Below are 17,822 nucleotides of genomic sequence, written 5' to 3'. Positions count from 1 at the left end.
CGCTCTGCTCGGGTGGGTCGCGCTCTGCTCGGGTTGGGTCGGGCTCTGCTCGGCGTGGGTCGCGCTCTGCTCGGGTGGGTCGCGCTCTGCTCGGGTTCTGCGCGGGTTTGGGGCGCAGGTCCTCCCTTGGGGCGCGTGAATCGCGCCCCAAGGGAGGGATGGCGCCCCAAACCCGAGGCGGCGGGGGAGCACGGCGCCCCAAACCCGCGGCGGCGGGGGAGCACGGGGGCCTGGAGACGTTTTCGCGAGCACGGCGACCACGAGACTCGGGCGAGCACGGCGCGGGCGTCTCACAGCGCAGTCCTAGGCAAAGTACGGGAGGATGGACATTCCCCTGCTCTCGAATCCGAGGAATCCTCTGTGCGCATCCGACCTCTTGCCGCCCTGTCCACCGTCGCGCTCGCGACGATCCTGCTCGCGGGATGCAGCGGAGGAAGCGGGGGTGAGTCTCCGGCGCCCTCGGATTCGGCGGCCGGCGACCTGTGCGCGGCCGCCGCGCCTTCGGGCGCGGCATCCGAGGCCGTGACGGTGGACGGCGAGGTCGGCACCGCGTCGACCGCCGTCTTCGACTTCCCGCTCGAGATCACCGAGCTGCAGAGCACCGAGGTCGCGAAGGGCGAGGGGGACCCCGTCGAGGCGGGTGATTTCGTCCAGTACGCCCTGACGGCCTTCAACGCGGAGACAGGCGAGCAGGTGGGCTCGCTCGGTTACACCGCGGGCGAGATCCTCCCGATGCAGATCTCGGCCGACAGCCCCCTCGGCCAGATCTTCGGCTGCGCCGCCCCGGGATCGCGCTTCGCCGCGGCCTTCCCCGGGACGGACGAGGCGCCCGGCCAGGTGTACGTGGTCGACTTCCAGAGCATCGTGCCGACCGCCGCGTGGGGCGAGGAGCAGGAGCCGGTCGAGGGCATGCCGACCGTCGAGCTCGCCAAGGACGGCGACCCCACCATCACGTTGCCGGACGGCGACGCCCCCACGGAGGTGCAGCTCGCTCCCCTCAAGGTGGGCGATGGCCCGGTCGTCGCGTCCGGTGACACGGTGCTCGTGCAGTACACGGGCGTGAAGTGGTCGGACGGCACCGTCTTCGACTCGAGCTGGGAGAGCGGCTCGCCCGCCTCGTTCCAGACCACTGGTGTGGTGCCCGGCTTCCAGCAGGCGCTGGAGGGCGCGACCGTCGGTTCGCAGGTGCTCGTCGTCATCCCGCCCGCGGCCGGTTACGGCGAGGGCGAGATCAACGACTCCGACCTCGTCGGCGAGACCCTCGTCTTCGTGATCGACATCCTCGCGACGCAGCACGCCGCCGCTCAGTGATCACACCCTGACTGCAGCGAAAGCGACCCGCGCCCTCAATGGGCTCCGCGCCAAACCCCTGGCTCGCCTCTTGATGGGGCTCCGCCCCAAACCCCTGGCTCGCTGACGCGCCTCTTGATGGGGCTCCGCCCCAACCCCCGGCCGCTGACGCGCGCCCCTCGGGCGCGGGTCGCCTCGCGTCTCGTTAGGCTGTCGGGATGCGGCGCGTCATCGTTCTGGGATCGACGGGGTCGATCGGCACACAGGCCCTCGAGGTGATCCGCGCGAACCCGCGCCGGTTCGACGTCGTGGGCCTCGCCGCGGGCTCGGATCGCGCCGCCATGGAGGCGCAGGCGGAGGCCTTCGGAGTCGAGCACACCGCCCTGGGCGCCATCGAGGCAGAGCAGCTCGTGCGGGATGTCGAGGCGGATGTCGTGCTGAACGGCATCACGGGATCGGTCGGGCTCGGACCGACGCTCGCGGCCCTCGAGATGGGACGTACGCTCGCGTTGGCGAACAAGGAGTCGCTCATCGTGGGCGGCGAGCTCGTCACGGCGATCGCCGCGCCCGGGCAGATCGTCCCGGTGGACTCCGAGCACTCGGCGATCGCCCAGGCCCTGCGGTCGGGAACGCACGCGGAAATCCGGCGGCTCGTGCTCACGGCATCCGGCGGGCCGTTTCGAGGCCGCACCCGCGCGGAGCTCGATGGCGTCACGCCCGCGGAGGCGCTCGCGCATCCCACGTGGGACATGGGCCGCGTCGTGACCACCAACTCGGCGACGCTCGTGAACAAGGGCCTCGAGGTGATCGAGGCGCACCTGCTCTTTCGCGTGGATTACGACGACATCGACGTCGTCGTGCATCCGCAGTCCATCGTGCATTCGATGGTCGAATTCATCGACGGCTCCACGATCGCCCAGGCGTCGCCGCCCGACATGCGGCTACCGATCTCGCTCGGCTTGGACTGGCCGGAGCGGATCGGGGGAGTGGGCCGCCCGCTGGACTGGACGACGGCCACCGCCTGGACGTTCGAGCCGCTCGACGAAGCGGCGTTCCCGGCGGTGCGGCTCGCGAAGCGCGTCGGGCGCGCGGGCGGCACCTATCCGGCGGTCTTCAATGCTGCCAACGAGCAGGCGGTCGACGCGTTCCACGAGGGTCGGCTGACCTTTCCCGGCATCGTCGAGCTCGTCGAGCGCGTCGTCGAGCTGCACGACCCGGCGAGTCCGCTGACGCGCGAGTCGCTCGCGGCGGCCGAGGCGTGGGCGCGGCGCGCCGCGGACCTCGCCATCGCGGCCGCCTGACCCCGAGTTTTCGCCCGTCGGGGCGTGTCTCGGGGGTTTGGGGCGCGATTCGTCCTTTGGGGCGCGAATGTCTCGGGTTTGGGGCGCGATTCGTCCCTTGGGGCGCGATAGATGCGCCCCAATGGACCGATCGCGCCCCGAACCGGCGTCATTCAACCGCGCGACGCCAGCCGGCCGGCGACACAAGGGGACGTCCGCGCCCCGAACCGAGCCGGGGGACGTCGGCGCCCCGAACCGACGTCCGCGAACCGGGCGACGTCAGCGGCCGGGCGATCCGCGTCAGTCCGGGTAGGGGACCGGCCAGTGCGGCTCGGGCACCGGCCAGCCCGCGTCGCGCAGGGCCCGGCGGGCGAGTTCGCGCGCGGAATACGGCGTGCGCACGCCCCTGATGTCCCGGTAGTCCTGGTGGCCCGGCCCCGCCCACAGGATCGCATCCCCCTCGCCGACGAGCTTCACGGCCTCGACGATCGCGACCTCGGGCGGCGAATACTCGTAGATCTCGGCATCCGGACGCGCGCGCCGCGCGCCCTCGATGAGCGTCGCCCGGATCGACGCGGGGTCCTCGAAGCGCGGGTGGTGATCGGTGATGATCAGGATGTCGCTGCCCTCCACGCCGGTCCGCCCCATGTCGTGTCGCTTCGTCGCGTCGCGATCGCCGTCGGCGCCGAAGAGCATGAGCACCTTGCCGGGGGTGACTCGGCGCACGGCGGCGAGGGTCTTCTCGAAGGCGTCGGGCGAGTGGCCGAAGTCGACGAAGACGGCGGGGCCGCGATCGCCCGATACCCGCTCGGTACGACCCGGAAGGTAGGACCGGATGCCGCCGTCGCGGTCGAGAGCGGCGACGATGTCGTCCCACGCATAGCCGCCCGCGAGCAGCATCACGATCGACAGGCCGGCGTTCGCCGCCATGTGCGGGCCGATGACCGGCACGACCGACGTCAACGCGCGACCATTCGGGCCCGTGAGGGTGAACTCCGTGCCGGTCTGGCGTTCCTCGCCGATCGTCACGACCCAGTCCGCGGCCTCCGCCTCGGCCGGATCCACCGCGATGGCGGGCGTGCCGACCGTCGTCACCGGGACCTCGGCGCGCGCCACCACATCACGACCGGCCGCCGAGTCGAGCGAGACGACCGCGCGGCGCGAGCGCCCGGGCCGGAACAGCGGCAGCTTCGCCTCGAAGTACTCGGTCATGTCGGCGTAGTCGTCGAGGTGGTCGTGCGTCAGGTTGGTGAAGCCCGCGACGTCGAACACGATCCCGTCGACCCGGCGGCGCGAGAGGGCCTGGGCGCTCACCTCGATGGCGACGGCCTCGACACCGCGCTCGCGCATGAGCGCCAGCAGGGCGTGCATCTCGGATGCCTCGGGCGTGGTCAGGCGCGACACGATGACCTGCCCCGCGATGTGCCGCTCCGCGGTCGATGAGAGGCCCGTCGTCACGCCGAGCTGGGTGAGGAGCCCCTCGAGCACGTGCGACACGCTCGTCTTGCCGTTCGTGCCGGTCGTGCCGAACAACAGCGGCAGGTCGTCCTCGCTGCCCGTGCCGTAGACCCAGGCCGATAGCGCGCCGAGCACGCCGCGCGGGTCATCGACGACGACGATCGGCACGCCGGCCGATGCGGCGATCTCGGCGCCCTCGGCATCCGTCACGATCGCAACGGCACCCTTCTCCACGGCCGCCGCGGCGAACTCCGCGCCGTGCCGGTTCACACCACGGATGGCGACGAAGGCCTCCCCGGGCCGAAGGTCGGCGGTCGCGAGGGTCACCCCGTTCACGGCCCCGCCCGTGGTGTCGCCGCGAACCTCGCGGGCGAACCTCGCAACGAGTTCGTCCAGGGAACGCCGGGGCGAGTGTTCGGGCCGGAGAACGGGGGGGATGCGCGCGGCGGCGTCGGCGTCGGTCGGCATGGCGCATCAATGTTCTCATACGCCGCCGGAGAGCCACCGGGCGGGTGCCCACGGGCTGGGCATTCTCAAAGCAACCGCGAGTAGCGTGTGGGTGTGAACGTCGTCCCGTACCTCATCGGCATCGCCGTCATCGTCGTGGGACTCGCGGTCTCGATCGCGCTGCACGAGATCGGCCACCTGGTCCCGGCGAAGCGGTTCGGTGTGCGCGTCGGTCAGTACATGATCGGGTTCGGGCCCACGCTCTGGTCCCGCCGGATCGGTGAGACGCAGTACGGATTCAAGGCGATCCCGCTCGGCGGCTACATCTCGATGGCAGGGATGTACCCGCCGTCTCCGACGACCGGACAGTCTCAGACGACGGATGCCGCTCACGGGCCGGATGCCCCCGTCGACCGGGATGGCGGTCAGGGATCGCGGACGGATGCCGGTCATCGGCCCGGCCGCGCCGGCGGCGGGTTCTTCGCCACGATGGTGCAGGATGCCCGATCGGCGAACGACGAGACCATCGAGGGCGCCGATGAGCGCGTGTTCTACAAGCTCCCGGTCTGGAAGCGCGTCGTCATCATGCTGGGCGGGCCGGTGATGAACCTGCTCTTCGCGATCGTGCTGTTCGCGATCCTGTTCAGCGGCATCGGCGTCCAGCAGGGCACCACCACGGTCGCGACCGTCGCCGAGTGCGTCGCGCCCGCCGGCTCCGCGCAGACGGAATGCGCAGCATCCGACCCGGTCGCCCCCGCCGCCGCCGGCGGGATGCTGCCCGGCGATGTCATGGTCTCGATCGACGGCACCGACGTATCGACGTTCGACGAGGCATCCGCGATCATCCGCGAGTCGCCCGGCGAGCCGCTTCAGGTGGTCGTCGATCGCGACGGCGAGCGGGTGACGCTGCAGGTCACCCCGCTCCTCGCCGAGCGACCGGCCTACGACGACGCGGGCCGGCCCGTGGTCGACGAGGACGGCACAACGGTGACCGACGAGGTCGGCTTCATCGGGGTCGGACCCGTCATGGGCTTCGTGCGCCAGCCGATCTGGACCGGACCCGAGGCGGCGATCGAGAACGTCGGCGCCGTCGCGGGGATCATCGTGCAGCTGCCGGTCAAGCTCTACGCGATCGCGGAGTCGCTGTTCACCGGCAGCGAGCGCGACCCGAACGGCCCCCTGAGCGTGGTCGGCGTGGGTCTCATCGCCGGCGAGGTCGCCGCGCAGGACGCTCCCGTGATGAGCCGGGTCGCGGCCATGCTCGGCCTCGTGGCGTCGCTGAACGTCGCCCTCTTCGTGTTCAACCTCATTCCGCTGCTCCCGCTCGACGGCGGCCACATCGTCGTCGCGCTCTGGGAGGGCATCAAGCGCGCGTGGGCGAAGCTCTTCCGCCGGCCGCCGCCGAAGCCCGTGGACGCGACGAAGCTCGTGCCCATCACGTTCGTCGTCGTCATCGCGCTCATCGGGATGGGCGGACTTCTGCTGGTCGCCGACATCCTGAACCCGGTTCAGCTCTTCAACTAGATTTCTCCGACGGATGTCGAATTCGGCCTTGCCCGTTCGCTGTAGGGGTGCAAGGTTCACATCGACCGAAGGAGACGAACCATGAAGTACGTCATCATGTTCACCAGCCGCCCCGATCTCGACGCGGCCGTGCCGCCGGAACGCGCGCAGGAGGTGTACGGCCGCATCTACGAGTGGTTCGGCGAGCACGCCACCGTCATCACCGATTCCGGCGCCGAGCTGCAGCCGGTGGCCACGGCGACGACCGTGCGCCACGGGGAGTCCGGTCCCGTCGTGGTCGACGGCCCCTTCGCCGAGACGAAGGAGGTCATCGGCGGCTTCAGCGTCATCGATGTCCCAGACCTCGACGCCGCGATCGCACTCGCCAAGTCCTGGCCCTCGCTCGAGCTTCCGGGCGTGGCGGTCGAGATCCGGCCCATGGTCGAGGACTACAGCCAGTTCGAGGAGTGAGCGATGGATGCCGCGGCCGGGGGTGACCGGCCTGTCCCGGACGGCCCGGCCGCGGCATCCGATCTCGCCCTCGCCCGGGTCGTGCGTGCGGAGAACGCGCGGCTCGTGGGCGCGCTCGCGGCCCGCATCGGCGACCTCGACGTCGCGGAAGAGGCCGTTGCGGATGCCGTCGCCGAGGCGCTGCGGGAATGGCGTGCACGCGGCATCCCTCCGAATCCGGCCGCATGGCTCGCCACCGCGGCCCGGCACAACGCCCTCGATCGCCTGCGCCGCGACCGCGTCTATCGCGACAAGCTCGCGCTCCTGACGCGAGAGACCGCGCCCGCCGAGGCGGATGAACGACTGCCGTTGCTGTTCGGATGCTGCCACCCCGCGCTCGCCCCTCCGGCGCAGCTCGCGCTCACCCTGCGCGCGGTGTGCGGCGTTACGACCGCCCAGATCGCCCGCGTCACGATCACGCCCGAGGCGACGATCGCCCAGCGGATCGTGCGTGCGAAGCGCAAGATCGGCTCCGCCGCCGTGCCGCTCCGCGTGCCCGAGGGCGCCGAGCTGCCGGAGCGGCTCGATATCGTGCTGACCGTCGTCTCGGCGATGTACACGCAGGCGCATCTGGTGCCAGGCGGCGACGCCGCCACCGACCGCGACGTGGCCGATGACGCGATCTGGCTGGCTCGCGTGGTCTCGGATGCCTTGCCCAGAGAGCCCGAGGCGCGGGGCCTGCTCGCGCTGCTGCTCTTTCACCGCGCCCGCGACGACGCTCGCGAGAACGACGGCGAGCTCGTGCTGCTCGACGCGCAGGACCGCGGCGCGTGGGATCCGACGCTCCTCTCCGAGGCGCGCGCCCAGCTCGCGCGCTGCGCGGAGGCGAAACGCCCGGGGCGGTTTCAGCTGCAGGCGGCGATCGCGGCCTGCCACGCGGACGCCGCGACGCCCGATGACACCGACTGGCTGCAGATTCTGACGCTCTACGACGTGCTGCTGCGCTGGGATCCCTCGCCCGTCGTCCGGCTCAACCGCGCGGTGGCGCTCGGTCGCGTGGAGGGCCCCTCCGTCGCGCTCGCCGAGGTCGAGGAGCTCCGCGCTCCGCTCGCGGGCTTCCACCTCTGGCACGCGGTGCGCGCCGAGATGCTCCGCGGCCTCGGTCGCGACCGGGAGGCGATCGACGCCGATCTGCAGGCGCTCGAGCTCACCGCGAACGACGCCGAACGGCGGCTGCTCGCGGCACGGGCGGGACTCTAGCGCGGCGCGGGCGGGGCTCTAGCGCGGGCGGGGGCGGGGCTTCGGGGCGCGGCGGGACTCTACGCCGACACGGGCGCGAGCGCCTGCTCGATGAGCGACTCGAGGGTCACCATGCCATCGCGCGACAGGATCGACTCGAGGTGCCCCTGCACCGAGGAGAACGACGGGCCGCGCAACGCGTAGACGTCGCCGCTGACGGGGTCGGCCGCGACGTCCGCGACCCCGACCCGGGTCGTGCCCGGGGTCACGCGCGCGGTGAAGGTGTTGTAGAACCCGATCGATGCCTCGGTGCCGAAGATGTCGACGCTCTTCTGCAGTCCCTGGTGCGGGCGGTCGAGCGACGCGAGCGCGATGCCGAGCCGGTCGGCGAGGATCTGGTGACTCAGGCACACGGCGAGGAGGGGGCGTCCCGAATTCAGGCGCCGGGCGACGACGGCGCGCATCCGCCGCATGCGCTCGCTCGCGGGATCGCGCGGATCGCCGGGGCCCGGCCCCGACACGATCAGCTCGGCCTCGTCGATCTCGGCGTCGGTGACCTCGTTCCACGGCACGATGCGGGCGTCGAGTCCCAGATGCCGCAGCTGGTGGGCGAGCATCGTCGTGAACCGGTCCTCGGCGTCGACCACGAGGGCGCTGTGACCGGCGAACGGCCCGTCGCCATCGGCATCCTGCGGGTTCAGCCAGAAGGCGGCGAGGCGCGCGTTGCGAGAGGCGAGCAGCTCGGCGATCTGCGGATCGTCGGCGAGGGCACGGGGTTCGGCGGGGGCATCGGGGTCGGCCGAAGGATCGGCGGCGGCGCCCGCCCTGGGCTCCGCCGAAGAACCTGCCCTGAGCTCCGTCGAAGGACCTGCCCTGAGCTCCGTCGAAGGGTCGCGGGGGACCGCCCCGATCGCGCCGAGCACCCCGGCGGCCTTGCCGTGGGTCTCGCCGACCTCGCCGTACGGGTCGGAGTGGCGCACGAGCGTCGCCCCCACCGGCACGCGCAGGGTGCCGTCGACCAGGTACGCGGTCCTGATCAGGATGGGGGCGTCGAGGTCGTGAGACGCTCCCCCCTCGTCACCGTCGGCGGCGGGCGTGAAGAGCGCGGCGACGCCGGAGTAGTAGCCCCGCGGCGACTGCTCGTGCCGCTGGATGACCGTGCACGCGTTCTGCATCGGCGATCCGGTGACCGTCGGTGCGAACATCGTCTCGCGCAGGATGTCGCGCGGGTCGAGCCGGCTGCGGCCCCGGAGCATGTACTCGGTGTGGGTGAGGCGTGACATCTCCTTGAGGTGCGGTCCCGTGATGCGCCCGCCGTCGGTGCACACGGCGCTCATCATCTTCAGCTCCTCGTCGACGACCATGAAGAGCTCTTCGGTCTCCTTCGTGCTGGAGAGGAACTCGGTGAGGGTCTCTGCGGTGGCGCCCCCGGCGGGGTGGCGGAACGTGCCCGAGATCGGGTTCATCGTGACGACACCGCCGCGCGCGCTGACGTGCGCCTCAGGGCTCGCGCCCACCGCGACGTGGCCGGGTGTGACGAGGGCGAACGTCCAGTACGCGCCGCGCTCGTGGGCGAGCAGCGCGCGGAACCACGTGAGCGCCGCGGTGCGCGGGTCGGCATCCACCTCGGCCGTGAAGTCGCGGCGGATGACGAAGTTCGCGCCCTCGCCGCGTCCGATCTCGTCCGCGATCACCGTCTCGACGATGCCCGCGTACACGTCGTCGCTGATGTCGAATCCGGCGTCGCGCAGCGCGACGGAGTCGCGGGGGAGCAGCGCGAGGGCATCGTCGACCGAGAGGCTTGCGCGGTCGCGCACGATCAGGCACCGCAGCGGCGCGCCGTCATCGTGCGCCGAGAACCCGCGCTCGCGCACCTGCCGGTACGGGACGAGGGCGAGCACCTCCTGACGCGTGCCGTCCGGCGCGGTGAGCGGGATGTCGGCGAGGAGATCGACATCCACGACGTCGCCGGTGAGCACCTCGACGAGGGGCGAGCCCTCTCGTGCGATGAGCGCGAACGGGCTCTCGCCTTCGCGCAGGAGGGAGAGGATGTCGGGGACGGTCCCGGTCATCGACGGCCTTTCATGGTCCGGGCGGTCGCTCACGCAGAAAGACCGCCGTGCGGCGGTCTGTGGTCTGGGAACGCGAGCACACCGCCTAGGAGGCGGTCCACCAGGGGGCGTGCGCGAACATGCGCCGAACCTACCACAGCCCACCCCTGCGCGAGACTTCACTTGCGCACCCTCCCGGAGCCCGAGAAGGTGCGCAAGTGAAGTCTCGCGCAGGAGAAGGAGGGGTGTGGGGCGCGTAGGCTGGGGAGCGTGCCAGCAGTGAATCTCGGGATGCCGAAAGTGCCCGACGTCCTCGCTCCTCGCCGCCTGTCGCGGCAGATCAAGGTGGGCAAGGTCCTCGTCGGAGGCGACGCCCCGGTGAGCGTCCAGTCGATGACCACGACGCCCACGACGAACATCAACGCCACGCTCCAGCAGATCGCCGAGTTGACGGCATCCGGCTGCGAGATCGTGCGCGTCGCCGTGCCATCGCAGGACGACGCCGACGTGCTGCACATCATCGCCAAGAAGAGCCAGATCCCGGTCATCGCCGACATCCACTTCCAGCCGAAGTACGTGTTCCAGGCGATCGATGCCGGCTGTGCCGCGGTGCGCGTGAACCCCGGCAACATCCGAAAGTTCGACGACCAGGTCGGCGCCATCGCCAAGGCCGCCAAAGACGCAGGCGTCAGCCTGCGCATCGGCGTGAACGCCGGATCCCTCGATCCCCGCCTGCTCGAGAAGTACGGCAAGGCGACGCCCGAGGCGCTCGCCGAGAGTGCGCGCTGGGAGGCGTCACTGTTCGAGGAGCACGACTTCCACGACTTCAAGATCTCGGTCAAGCACAATGACCCGGTCATCATGGTGAAGGCGTACCGCCTTCTCGCCGGGATGGGCGACTGGCCGCTGCATCTCGGGGTCACCGAGGCGGGGCCCGCGTTCCAGGGCACGATCAAGAGCGCCACGGCCTTCGGCATCCTGCTCTCGGAGGGGATCGGCGACACGATCCGCGTATCGCTCTCGGCACCGCCCGCCGAAGAGGTCAAGGTCGGTCACCAGATCCTGCAGTCGCTCAACCTCCGGGAGCGCAAGCTCGAGATCGTGTCGTGCCCGTCATGCGGCCGCGCCCAGGTCGACGTGTACACCCTCGCAGACGATGTCACGGAGGGCCTGAAAGACATGACGGTCCCCCTGCGGGTGGCCGTCATGGGCTGCGTCGTCAATGGGCCCGGCGAGGCGCGGGAGGCCGACCTCGGCGTGGCGTCGGGCAACGGCAAGGGTCAGATCTTCGTGAAGGGCCAGGTCATCAAGACCGTGCCCGAGGCCGACATCGTCGCCACGCTCATCGAGGAGGCCAACCGCCTCGCCGCCGAGATGGGTCCGGCCGCCCCGGTCGGCACGGCCCAGGTCGTCACGTCGTGACGCGGCGTGGTCTTCACCACGTCGAGTGCCTGCCCGCGCCTCAATAGACTCGGCCCATGCCCGCGCTGACCCCTGACCGGATCGCCGGCGCCCCGGTATGACACCGACGCTCACTTCGCTCGCCCGCCCCATCACGGCCGGCATCGTCACGGCCCTCGTCGGGTTCACGAGCTCGTTCGTCGTCGTGCTGAGCGGCCTGGCGGCCGTGGGGGCCAGCACGGCGGAGGCCGCGAGCGGTCTGCTCGCGCTCTGCGTCACGATGGCGATCGCCGGCACGTTCCTCGCGTGGCGGTACCGGATGCCGATCACGGTCGCGTGGTCGACCCCGGGCGCCGCGCTCCTCGCGGCGACGGGAGCGGTCGCCGGGGGCTGGCCGGCCGCGGTGGGTGCCTTCTTCGTCGTCGCCGGGCTCGTCGTTCTGACCGGCCTCTGGCCGCAGCTCGGGCGCCTCGTCGCCCGCATCCCGCCGTCGATCGCGCAGGCGATGCTCGCCGGCGTGCTGCTGCCCCTGTGCCTCGCGCCCATCACGGGCATCGTCGTCAACCCGTGGGGAGTGATCCCCGTCGTGCTGACGTGGCTCGTCTTCATCCGGCTCGCGCCACGGTGGGCGGTGCCGCTCGCCTTCGTCGCCGCAGCGATCGTCGTGGGGGTGGATGCCGCGGCCACGGGCGCCGCGTTCGGCGCGGTGTCGCTCGCACCGCAGCTGGTCGTGACCGCCCCGAGCTTCACGCTCGCGGCGATCGTGGGCATCGCTCTGCCGCTGTTCCTGGTGACGATGGCCTCGCAGAACGTGCCGGGCGTCGCGATCATGCGCAGCTTCGGCTACGAAGTTCCGTGGCGCCCGGCGATGCTCGTGACGGGAGTCGGCACGGCGTTGGGCGCGGCCGCGGGTGGCCACGCGATCAACCTCGCGGCGATCAGCGCGGCACTCGCCGCGTCTCCTGAGGCCGACCCGGATGCCCGTCGGCGGTGGGTCGCCGGCCTGACGACGAGCCTGGCCTACTTCGTGCTCGGCGGGTTCTCCGCGGCGTTCGCCGCCCTCGTCACCCTCGCCCCCGAGGGGGTCATCGCGGCGGTCGCGGGCCTCGCGCTGTTCGCCGCGTTCGGCTCGGCGGTGCAGCAGGCGATCGATGAGCCGGGGGAGCGCATCCCGGCCGTCGTGACGTTCCTCACGGCGGCGTCGGGCGTCGTCGTCGCCGGCATCAGCGCCGCCTTCTGGGCGTTGATCGCGGGCCTCGTGGTGCGAACGGTGCTGCATGCCGGGCGCGGGCGCTCCGAGTAGCCCGAGGCCGCGGCCGGCGATCACACGGCCGCGCGGGCGGGGGCTTCGGCGAGGCTGCGGATGAAGCGGGCAGGCACACCACCGTAGATCGCGCCCCCGGGGAGGTCGCGCGTCACGACCGCGCCCGCGGCGACGATCACGTCGTCGCCGATCGTCACTCCCGGGAGCACGGTGACACGGGCACCCAGCCAGCAGCGGTCGCCGATCGTGACCGGGGCGCTCTGCGGTTGGTGGTCGACGCCGCCCGGCCCGACGCCGTGGGAACTCGTGATGATGGTGACGAACATCGCGACGTGGCAGTCTTCGCCGATCCGGATGGGCGCGACCGCCTCGAAGTAGCACCAGACGTTGACGGACGTGCGCGCACCGATGCTGATGTCGCGGCTGCCGGTGAACGTGCACCGCCACTTGATCTTGGCCGTCCGCACGTCGAAGCCGCGCATCCGCAGGATGGCGTAGCGGAGGGCGCGAGGGCAGAGCGTCGACCCGGCGACGCTGTTCGTGATGAACGACCGCCACCCCCATGAGAAGTCCTCGCGGAGGCTGCGAGTCAGCTGCTGCAGTGTTCCGGCCTCTGCCATCACTGCGCTCCCGCCCCCTCGGGCGATGTCCCGAGCGGCGTGTCGCCGATGTGATCGGCCGGCTCGAATGACAGCCAGTCGATGACCATCTCGTTCACGACCGGCGTCGTCGCATCCGGATCACCCGGCCAGTTGCCGCCGACGGCGAGGCTGAACAGCGCGTGCGTGGGGTCATCGAACACCCAGCGGCCAGGAAGCGGCACATCCCACTCCTCGACATCCATCACCACCTGGTCATCGATCGCGATGATCACGCGGCCCGGCCGCTTCTCGACGGTGTACACGTGGAAGTCGTCCGACAGCGAGACCGGCAGGTCGATCCCCTCGTTGAGAGCCCACTTGCCGGTGCGTCCGCTCGGGCCGTGCAGATGGTGCGTGCTGCGGCTCGTCGTGTTCGGGGTCTCGATGATGTCGATTTCGCCCGCGGCCGGCCAGCCGACCGTGGTCACCTTGTCGCCGAGCAGCCAGAACGCCGGGAGGAGGCCCTGCCCCTCGGGGAGCTTGATGCGGGCCGACAGCCGCCCGAAGCCGAAGGACCACTTGCCCTGCGTGGTCAGTCTGCCGGATGTCGGCGTCGAGCCGTCTCGTGGGACCGTCGCGGTGATGACGAGGGATCCCTCGCCGTTCAGGGCGACGGCATCCTCCGTGTACTCCTGCAGCTCGTCGTTGCCCCACCCCCCGCCGCCGGTCTGGACGCTCCAGACGTTCCGATCGGGTGCGGCGCCCGCGGGCCCGTCGAAGTCGTCGAAGAGCAGGCTCGAGTCGTTGTACCGCGGACCGATGAAGGAGAACCCGGTGAACCACCACACCGCGCCGACGACGAGCACGACGACGAGGATGCCGGCGGGAATGCCCAGCGTGAGCCAGCGGCGGCGTCGCGAGGGCCGGCGCGGGGTGGATGGCGGGGCGTCGGCGGGGTCGGCCTGAGGGGGCGCGGTGACGGTCATGGCAGCAGTCCTTTCGGATCACGACAGAGGAGGTCGCAGGCCTCTTCCACCGAAGAGCGAGCGAACATCGATGCGTCGAAGCTCATCGAGACGTTCATTCGGCGGTGCAGCACCGCGGTGAGGGCGGTGATGCCGTTTCGGGCGGCGGGGTCGACCGACACACGAATCGTCGGTGTGTCCGTCGCCCAGGGCAGCACGTCGAGCGCCCGCAGGAAGCCCATGTCGCTGACGATGGGGTGTGCGGATGCCGGGACGAGCCGGGGCGAGGAGCGGCGCCACGGCTGGGCCACCAGGCCCACCGTGAGCGCGGCGAGCGGCCGGCCCACGCGCAGGTCGCGGCTGAACCGCGCATCGGCCGCGTCGATGCCGCCCGCGACCGAGAGGGGCTGCCCCACCACGAAGTTGCCGAGCGTCGAGCGCCCCGACGGCAGGTACCGCCGGAGGTCGACGAGGATCGACCCCTCGTCGAGCACGGGGATGCCCACGCGCTCCAGGGCCGACCGGAGGGCGAACATCATCGCGAGGGCGGGGTGCACCCGTCCGCGGCTCCATGCGGCCAGCTCGCGGAAGGTGTCGGACGACATCGCGGCGGTGACCAGGTCGAGCGAACCGCGCTGCGCGTCGACCGTCGGGGTGGCGGTCGTGGCGCTGCGCTCGCTCAGCCGCTCGCCCAGCCGGGCGCGCAGCAGCTCGCGGACGCGACCGGGGGATCGCCAGAAGGTGGCCCGGAGGGCGTCGGGAAGCGGATCCCGATCGTCGGCCGAGCGGAACACCGAGGGCACGCCCTTGCCTGCGAGCACGCCCGCGGTGAGCATGACGCCGAGGAAGCCGTCACCGATGCGATGGTCGATGCACAGCGAGGCGCGATCCTCGCCGAGGAAGACGGTGAAGGGAAGGTCGGGGTCGGCGGCCTGGCGCAGCTGCGGCAGTCCCGCGTCACCCGTGAGGTGCAGCGGAAGCTCCTTGACCATCCGCTCGGCCTGTCGGTCGAGTTCGTCCGGCTGGTAGCGCCAGGAGTCGCGGTCGAAGACACGCCCCGCCCGTGCCGACGGCCCGTGCCCGATCAGGGTGCGCACCGCCTCCACGACGACGGCGCGGTCCGGCACGATCAGCGGCTCGAGCTCGACGCTGATGCGCACGCCGGCCGCGAGCCGGTCGCGTCGGAGAACACGACCGGATGCCGCGTCACCGCCGGCCGGCGGTGACGACGAACCCGCGGGGGAGACCCCGGCGCCCGGGGCGTCGGCTGCGCCGGCCTCCGCCTGCTCCTGGAGAACCACGGCTACACCGCCGCCAGGGCGCTGGGAACGTCGGCGGCGAACGTCACCGGAACGTCGAGGTCGCGGAACCACGTGCTCGCGTAGCTCGAGAGCTTGCCGTTGGCGTTGTCGATCGCGATCACCCGCCGCCCCATCTGCAGCGCGATGAGCATCGCATGCAGGCGGTCGGTCACGATCGTCTCGCCGGGGGCGAGCAGGGCGACACCGGTCGCGAGGCGCTTCGCGGCATCCGCGAACCATCGGTCGGTCGATCGGTTCATGGTGCGCGTCACGGCGCCCTCGACGATGCTCCGGCGCAGACGCTGCGCCACTCGGTCGGAGAAGGTCATCGCGGGCCAGTCCACCGCGTCGGCCGGGACGCCCGCCGACAACGCGCTCTCCTGATCGCGCCGCAGCAGGCAGACGCTCGCACGCGAGGGCGCCGCGGCATCCAGCCGTCCCAGCATGTGCACGCTGTCGGGGGCCAGCACGACGGAGGAGACGAGCCCGCGGACCTCCGCGAACGACGCGGTGTCGCGCACGGCGACGCGCAGCCGGGGGCGCGGAGCCATGCGCGCCGCGAAGTCGGATCGGTCGCGCTCGGTGGCGAAGTGCACGGACTGCGGCTCCTGGATGAGCAGGGTGTCGGCGCGAAGCTGCTCGGCGAGGCGGTAACGGTGCTCGCTGTGCTGCGGGTAGAGCCCGCCGAAGTTTCCCCCGCCCTGGATGACGACGGGCGTTGTCGAGTCGTACACCCGCGGCGAGATGGTGCGCCAGGAGTACGTGCTCTCCACCCGGATCCCCGCGCGAAGCCAGAACCGGGCCTGCCCCAGCGCGATCACGGAGTCGCCGATGTTCTCGTAGTCGGGGAAGTCCGTCAGAACGACGGAATGAACGCCCTCGTGCAGCCGCGACAGCGCGTCGTACGACCGTCGCTGCATCTCCTCGATGAACCCGCAGCGACCATCGCGTGCCTCGAACGGCTCGGTGGTGTCGGCGATGGGCGTGTTCTCGTCGGTCACTGTCACGGTGCATCCTCCCGGGGGTCTGCGGCGCGGCGCCGATGCGGCAGGGCTGACGTCAGCCACAGGCGCGAAGCGCGGTCGAGGGCGAAGAAGTAGTAGACGACGAGGGCGGCGACGACCCACCCGGTCGCGAGGAGGGCGATCAGCGGCAGCGGCGGTTCAACGAGACCGACGGCGAAGAGGATCGCTGCGAGCGGCGCCACCGACCCGAACGGCAGCAGGACGCAGCGGACGAGGAAGTCGCGGCCCGAGACGTCCAGTTGCCGCAAAGCGATCACCACATACACCGGTTCGAGCACGAGGATCGGGATCACGAGTCCGAGGGCGATGCCGGGGAGCCCGATCGCCGAGCCCAGCAGGGCGGCCAGGGCGACACCGCAGACCGCCCAGATGGTGTGCAGGATGGCGTAGCCGCGCACGGACCCCTGCGCGGTCAAGATGGGCACCGCGAGCAGGTGGTTGTTGTTCGCGAACATCGAGACCACCAGGATCTGGGCGACGACCGCGGCGCCGAGGCCGGCGGGCCCCAGCCAGAGTTGCATGATGTCGGGCATGAAGATGAGCACGGGCACGAGCACGAGCGTCATGAGCATGTTGGCCAGGGCGGTGCCGCGCAGGAAGAGCTCGCCGTTTCGAGGCCCCTCGGCACCGCCCTCGCGCATCGAGGCGGTCGGCAGCACGGCCGTCGCGAGGGAGCCGGTGACCTCCTTCACCAGCAGGTAGATCCGCTGCCCCGCGGCATAGAGCGCGGTGAACGCGATCGGCAGCAGAAGCGCCGTCAGGATGCCGCCGGCCTGCATGATCACGACCCCGGCGATGCCGAGCACCATGAGCTGCGAGCTGATGCGGAAGAGCTCGCGGAAGACCGGCCAGCGGAAATCGCGGAGCCTCGCCGTGACCTCGGGAGCGCGTAGCCGCCGCAGCACATACGTGGCGATGCCGAATCCCAGGATGCCGAGCACGTCCACGACCGCGACAGCGACGATGCCGATGCCCGCCACGCAGACGACGACCGTCAGCACGATCCGGAACACCGCGAGAGCGATGAGCAGATAGTTCACGTCGTTCAGTCGCCCGATGCCGGCGAGGATCTGACGATTCGACGAGAACACGAGGATGAGGAAGACGTTCGCGACGCCCAGGACGCAGAGGCTCCATGCCGTGGCCTCCAGGTGCTCGCCGAAGATCGCGTTCGGCACGGTGACGGCGAAGGCCAGCGCCGTCGCACCGGAGAGCAGGAAGGCTGCCACGAGGAAGAAGACATTGCTCGCGGACGCGACGCTGCGCATCCGCGCCACGTCGCGGGAGGGCGCGGCAACGCCGATGAACCGGGTCGTCGCGCCGCCGATGCCGAGATCCTGCTGAAAGAGCGCACCGAGAGCCACCGTCAGGACGTAGAGCCCGTACGCCTCTGCTCCGAACGCCGGAAGGACGATCGGCAGCAGCACGACGTACGCGATCATCGAGGCGAAACGCGCCGCGTACGTCGTCACGACGGCCCCCGCCATGCCCCCTGCCGGGCGGGTCATCGGCTCGCGACGGTCCCGCCCGCTCTTGAGGGGCACGGTGCCGGTCGGTGCGCTCACGA

General features: G+C 71.3%; 14 protein-coding genes. 7 read left to right on the top strand and 7 right to left on the bottom strand.

What is annotated here, in order from left to right; translation table 11 throughout:
• Positions 1–360 precede the first annotated feature (360 nt).
• A complete protein-coding gene (locus tag VNT50_RS08120; RefSeq protein WP_325484608.1) occupies positions 361–1,311 on the top strand; it encodes an FKBP-type peptidyl-prolyl cis-trans isomerase in 951 nt (316 codons plus the stop codon).
• 197 nt (positions 1,312–1,508) lie between these two features.
• Positions 1,509–2,591 carry a 1-deoxy-D-xylulose-5-phosphate reductoisomerase gene (gene dxr, locus VNT50_RS08115; protein WP_325484607.1) on the top strand — a complete coding sequence of 361 codons (1,083 nt, stop codon included), beginning with the start codon at positions 1,509–1,511 and terminating at the stop codon, positions 2,589–2,591.
• Between the two features lie 279 nt (positions 2,592–2,870).
• Here the strand turns inward: dxr and VNT50_RS08110 are convergent, their stop codons facing one another.
• Positions 2,871–4,496 carry a Mur ligase family protein gene (locus VNT50_RS08110; protein WP_325484606.1) on the bottom strand — a complete coding sequence of 542 codons (1,626 nt, stop codon included), beginning with the start codon at positions 4,494–4,496 and terminating at the stop codon, positions 2,871–2,873.
• Between the two features lie 93 nt (positions 4,497–4,589).
• Here VNT50_RS08110 and VNT50_RS08105 point away from each other — a divergent pair, with 93 nt between their 5' ends.
• The 3 genes from VNT50_RS08105 to VNT50_RS08095 all read left to right on the top strand — a co-directional run bounded on the left by VNT50_RS08105 (position 4,590) and on the right by VNT50_RS08095 (position 7,688).
• Positions 4,590–5,999, top strand: a complete 1,410-nt coding sequence (locus VNT50_RS08105; RefSeq protein WP_325484605.1) for a M50 family metallopeptidase — start codon at positions 4,590–4,592, stop codon at positions 5,997–5,999.
• 81 nt (positions 6,000–6,080) lie between these two features.
• Complete coding sequence (locus VNT50_RS08100) at positions 6,081–6,449, top strand: YciI family protein (protein WP_325484604.1); 369 nt, start codon at positions 6,081–6,083, stop codon at positions 6,447–6,449.
• A gap of 3 nt (positions 6,450–6,452) precedes the next feature.
• Positions 6,453–7,688: an RNA polymerase sigma factor gene (locus tag VNT50_RS08095; protein WP_325484603.1), complete on the top strand. Its 1,236-nt coding sequence runs from the start codon at positions 6,453–6,455 to the stop codon at positions 7,686–7,688.
• Positions 7,689–7,747: 59 nt separating this feature from the next.
• On the opposite strand, the gene VNT50_RS08090 is transcribed toward VNT50_RS08095, so the two are convergent.
• A complete protein-coding gene (locus VNT50_RS08090) occupies positions 7,748–9,739 on the bottom strand; it encodes an anthranilate synthase family protein (RefSeq protein WP_325484602.1) in 1,992 nt (663 codons plus the stop codon).
• A 249-nt stretch (positions 9,740–9,988) separates the two neighbouring features.
• Between VNT50_RS08090 and ispG the strand changes: the two genes are divergently transcribed.
• Both ispG and VNT50_RS08080 read left to right on the top strand, forming a co-directional pair.
• Positions 9,989–11,140 (top strand): flavodoxin-dependent (E)-4-hydroxy-3-methylbut-2-enyl-diphosphate synthase, encoded by a 1,152-nt coding sequence (gene ispG, locus VNT50_RS08085; RefSeq protein WP_325484601.1) that lies wholly within the window; start codon positions 9,989–9,991, stop codon positions 11,138–11,140.
• 97 nt (positions 11,141–11,237) lie between these two features.
• Positions 11,238–12,422 carry a benzoate/H(+) symporter BenE family transporter gene (locus VNT50_RS08080; protein WP_325484600.1) on the top strand — a complete coding sequence of 395 codons (1,185 nt, stop codon included), beginning with the start codon at positions 11,238–11,240 and terminating at the stop codon, positions 12,420–12,422.
• A gap of 20 nt (positions 12,423–12,442) precedes the next feature.
• On the opposite strand, the gene VNT50_RS08075 is transcribed toward VNT50_RS08080, so the two are convergent.
• From VNT50_RS08075 to VNT50_RS08055, 5 genes are read right to left on the bottom strand one after another with little or no spacing between them, the layout of a single operon-like run.
• A complete protein-coding gene (locus VNT50_RS08075) occupies positions 12,443–13,003 on the bottom strand; it encodes an acyltransferase (protein ID WP_325484599.1) in 561 nt (186 codons plus the stop codon).
• A complete protein-coding gene (locus VNT50_RS08070; protein ID WP_325484598.1) occupies positions 13,003–13,950 on the bottom strand; it encodes a glycoside hydrolase family 16 protein in 948 nt (315 codons plus the stop codon). The genes VNT50_RS08075 and VNT50_RS08070 overlap by 1 nt, the downstream gene beginning before the upstream one ends.
• Complete coding sequence (locus tag VNT50_RS08065; RefSeq protein WP_325484597.1) at positions 13,947–15,230, bottom strand: hypothetical protein; 1,284 nt, start codon at positions 15,228–15,230, stop codon at positions 13,947–13,949. Before VNT50_RS08065 ends, VNT50_RS08070 begins: the two co-directional genes overlap by 4 nt.
• 2 nt (positions 15,231–15,232) lie before the next feature.
• On the bottom strand, positions 15,233–16,237 hold the full coding sequence (locus VNT50_RS08060) for a polysaccharide pyruvyl transferase family protein (RefSeq protein WP_325484596.1): 1,005 nt from the start codon (positions 16,235–16,237) through the stop codon (positions 15,233–15,235).
• Entirely contained in the window at positions 16,234–17,820 is a 1,587-nt protein-coding gene (locus VNT50_RS08055) for an oligosaccharide flippase family protein (protein ID WP_325484595.1), read from the bottom strand. Before VNT50_RS08055 ends, VNT50_RS08060 begins: the two co-directional genes overlap by 4 nt.
• Positions 17,821–17,822: the final 2 nt, after the last annotated feature.

It is taken from the genome of Microbacterium sp. (assembly GCF_035554235.1).
Lineage (GTDB): Bacteria > Actinomycetota > Actinomycetes > Actinomycetales > Microbacteriaceae > Microbacterium.
Note: the sequence above shows the minus strand (reverse complement) of the source record. Positions and strands in the feature narration are given on the sequence as shown.

Coding starts and splice junctions, on each gene's coding strand:
- dxr (WP_325484607.1), top strand. CDS start 1,509: ATGCGGCGCGTCATCGTTCTGGGATCGACGGGGTCGATCGGCACACAG.
- VNT50_RS08110 (WP_325484606.1), bottom strand. CDS start 4,496: ATGCCGACCGACGCCGACGCCGCCGCGCGCATCCCCCCCGTTCTCCGG.
- VNT50_RS08100 (WP_325484604.1), top strand. CDS start 6,081: ATGAAGTACGTCATCATGTTCACCAGCCGCCCCGATCTCGACGCGGCC.
- VNT50_RS08095 (WP_325484603.1), top strand. CDS start 6,453: ATGGATGCCGCGGCCGGGGGTGACCGGCCTGTCCCGGACGGCCCGGCC.
- VNT50_RS08090 (WP_325484602.1), bottom strand. CDS start 9,739: ATGACCGGGACCGTCCCCGACATCCTCTCCCTCCTGCGCGAAGGCGAG.
- VNT50_RS08080 (WP_325484600.1), top strand. CDS start 11,238: ATGACACCGACGCTCACTTCGCTCGCCCGCCCCATCACGGCCGGCATC.
- VNT50_RS08075 (WP_325484599.1), bottom strand. CDS start 13,003: ATGGCAGAGGCCGGAACACTGCAGCAGCTGACTCGCAGCCTCCGCGAG.
- VNT50_RS08070 (WP_325484598.1), bottom strand. CDS start 13,950: ATGACCGTCACCGCGCCCCCTCAGGCCGACCCCGCCGACGCCCCGCCA.